3 protein-coding genes are annotated in these 3,205 nt (G+C 68.8%); all 3 read right to left on the reverse strand.

Going from position 1 to position 3,205, the window contains the following annotated elements:
- Window positions 1-153: 153 nt before the first annotated feature.
- Window positions 154-1,290, reverse strand: coding sequence for a ParA family protein (locus GTW40_RS12385; RefSeq protein ID WP_161180223.1), 1,137 nt, complete (start codon window positions 1,288-1,290; stop codon window positions 154-156).
- A 413-nt stretch (window positions 1,291-1,703) separates the two neighbouring features.
- The gene (ald, locus tag GTW40_RS12390) at window positions 1,704-2,819 is read right to left on the reverse strand and encodes an alanine dehydrogenase (protein ID WP_161180224.1); all 1,116 of its coding nucleotides are present in this window, start codon (window positions 2,817-2,819) and stop codon (window positions 1,704-1,706) included.
- A gap of 165 nt (window positions 2,820-2,984) precedes the next feature.
- On the reverse strand, window positions 2,985-3,205 hold a 221-nt coding region (locus GTW40_RS12395; protein WP_237525471.1), incomplete at its 5' end, for a hypothetical protein.

Raw genomic sequence — 3,205 nt, forward strand, 5'->3', positions numbered from 1 at the left:
CCGCCTGGGGCGCGTCCTCCGCCTGCGCGGCGGCGGCCGCCGGATCGCTCTCCCCGGCCGGGGCCGGCACCCTGGCCTCTCCCCGCCGGGGCGTGGAGGGCTGGAGCGCCATCCCTCCGGTCGTACGGAACAGTTCGTCGGCTCCGGGCAGACTCACTCGGCGTGACACCGGGCGAGCACCTCCCTGGCGAGCTGGCGGTAGGCGGCGGCACCGACGGAGTTGGAGGCGTACGTGGTGATCGGCTCACCGGCGACGGTGGTCTCCGGGAAGCGGACCGTGCGCCCGATGACCGTGTGGTACACGTGGTCGTCGAACGCCTCGACCACCCGCGCGAGCACCTCACGGCTGTGCACCGTGCGCGAGTCGTACATGGTGGCGAGGATGCCGTCCAGCTCCAGCTCGGGGTTGAGCCGCTCCTGGACCTTCTCGATGGTCTCGGTCAGCAGGGCCACACCGCGCAGCGCGAAGAACTCGCACTCCAGCGGCACGATCACCTTGTGCGCCGCGGTGAGCGCGTTGACGGTGAGCAGGCCGAGCGAGGGCTGACAGTCGATCACGATGTAGTCGTAGTCGTCCATCAGCGGCTTCAGGGCGCGCTGGAGCGTCGACTCGCGCGCGACCTCGGAGACCAGCTGGACCTCGGCGGCCGACAGGTCGATGTTGGAGGGCAGCAGGTCCATGTTGGGGACCGCCGTCTTCAGCAGGACCTCGTCGGCCGACATGCCCCGCTCCATGAGCAGGTTGTAGACCGTGAGGTCCAGCTCCATGGGATTGACGCCGAGACCCACCGACAGCGCGCCCTGCGGGTCGAAGTCCACGAGCAGCACGCGCCGGCCGTACTCCGCGAGCGCGGCACCCAGGTTGATGGTCGACGTGGTCTTGCCGACGCCGCCCTTCTGGTTGCACATCGCGATGATCTTCGCGGGGCCGTGGTCGGTCAGCGGGCCCGGGATCGGGAAGTACGGCAGCGGGCGCCCGGTCGGGCCGACGCGCTCACGGCGCTGACGGGCCGCGTCGGGCGCGAGCGTGGCCGCGTACTCCGGATCGGGCTCGTACTCGGCGTCGGGGTCGTAGAAGTGCCCCTCGGGCAGTTCGTCGTAGTCGGCGAAGTGGTTGTGGGGCGCGCCACTTCCGTCGCCGGCCATGGCGTTCACGTGATGGCCATCCATGCTCTGGTGTGCTGTCCGGACCGTCTGCGGAACCGGACTCTGGTGGGCTGCGAAGGTGCGCACAGCTACGGAGCCGACAGCCTCGAATCCCGTGGGGTCCTGGTGACCCCGTGCCGGCATTCCTGGTTGACCACCCCCGGGAGAAAATGTCGACTCATTCACAAGTCGTCTTACCTCCTTGGTGACCAGGAAACTTCTAGACAAGGTCAGCGTGGCACCATGCCGACGGTTGGCGACTCTATGGCGTGTCGGCGGTCCGCAGCAACACAATCCGCCGGACCCGGCCGGATGTGTCGACAATGAAACATCCCTCTGTCAAGGGCGTACGACCGTCGCACAGTAGGTTTCACCGGTGTACGAATCGGTCGAAGGGTTACGTTCGAGGCGAGTTGACCGAGTGTCGCAAAGTGACCATACACACATCCGGCCGGACCTTCGGGCAAGGTCCGGCCGGGTGCGCGGTGTTGACGGGATGTGTTGACGAATCGCCTTTACGACGCTGACGACTTGACGACTCGCCGGACCCGCCGGGGTCAGCCGATCAGCGCGTCGATGCTCACGTGGTCCAGACCGTGGGCCTCGGCGACCTCCTTGTAGACCACCTTGCCGTCATGGGTGTTGAGGCCCCGGGCGAGCGCGGCGTCGCGGCGCAGCGCCTCGGCCCAGCCGTTGTTGGCCAGCGAGACGATGTACGGCATCGTCGCGTTGGTGAGCGCGTTGGTGGAGGTGTTGGGCACCGCGCCGGGCATGTTGGCGACGCAGTAGAAGACCGAGTTGTGCACCCGGAAGGTCGGCTCGGCGTGCGTGGTCGGACGGGAGTCCTCGAAGCAGCCGCCCTGGTCGATCGCGATGTCGACAAGGACACTTCCGGGCTTCATCCGGGACACCATCTCGTTGGTGACCAGCTTCGGGGCCTTGGCACCCGGGATGAGGACGGCGCCGATGACGAGGTCGGCGTCGAGGACGGCCTTCTCCAGCTCGTAGGCGTTGGACATGATCGCCTTGACCTTGCTGCCGAAGATCCGGTCGGCCTCGCGCAGCTTGTTGATGTCGCGGTCGAGCAGCGTCACCTCGAAGCCCATGCCGACGGCGATCTGGACGGCGTTCCAGCCGGAGACGCCACCGCCGATGACGACGGCCTTGGCCGGGGTCACGCCGGGCACGCCGCCGGGGAGCACACCGCGGCCGCCGGCCGGGCGCATCAGGTGGTAGGCGCCGACCTGCGGGGCCAGACGGCCCGCGACCTCGGACATCGGGGCGAGCAGCGGCAGCGCGCGGTTGGCCAGCTCGACCGTCTCGTACGCGATCGCGGTGGTGCCGGACTCGAGCAGCGCGTCCGTGCACTCGCGGGAGGCGGCCAGGTGCAGGTAGGTGAAGAGGATCTGGTCCTTGCGCAGCCGGTGGTACTCCTCCGCGACGGGCTCCTTGACCTTCAGCAGCAGGTCGGCGGAGGCCCACACCTCGTCGGCGGAGTCGAGGATGCCCGCACCGGCGGCGATGTACTCCTCGTCCGTGATCGAGGAGCCGAGACCGGCGCCGCGCTCGATGACGACCTGGTGGCCGTTGCGCACCAGCTCGTTGACGCCGGCGGGGGTGATGGCCACCCGGAACTCGTTGTTCTTGACCTCGCGGGGGATGCCGACCTTCACGTCGATCACGGTCCTTGGCTCAGAGGGTAGGGGGGTGCACTGAAAGACATACCGGGCGCGCTGGCGCACACCGGGAGACACCGCAGGAGAACGTGCGGCAGAGCCAGTTTAATGAAGGTGTTCTGCGTGTCTAGCCTTTCATTGCATCAATCTTCAGCGGAGGAACTACGGATTTCGCAGGCATTGGCGAGGGGTTCCGGAGCGGTCGCCCCCGCACGGTCCGGCTCCGGGGCCTTCGCCGGGCCCTCCTCCCCCCAGGATGCGCTCCGCGGCGGCGCGGTGCAGGCGGGCGGCCGCGGGGTCGCCGAGGCGGTCCAGGGTGTCGGCCATGCGCAGCTGGAGCGCGGCCTGGAGCCGGGTGTCCTCGGCGCGCCGCGCCCACTCGG

The organism is Streptomyces sp. SID4985, assembly GCF_009863025.1.
GTDB lineage: Bacteria > Actinomycetota > Actinomycetes > Streptomycetales > Streptomycetaceae > Streptomyces.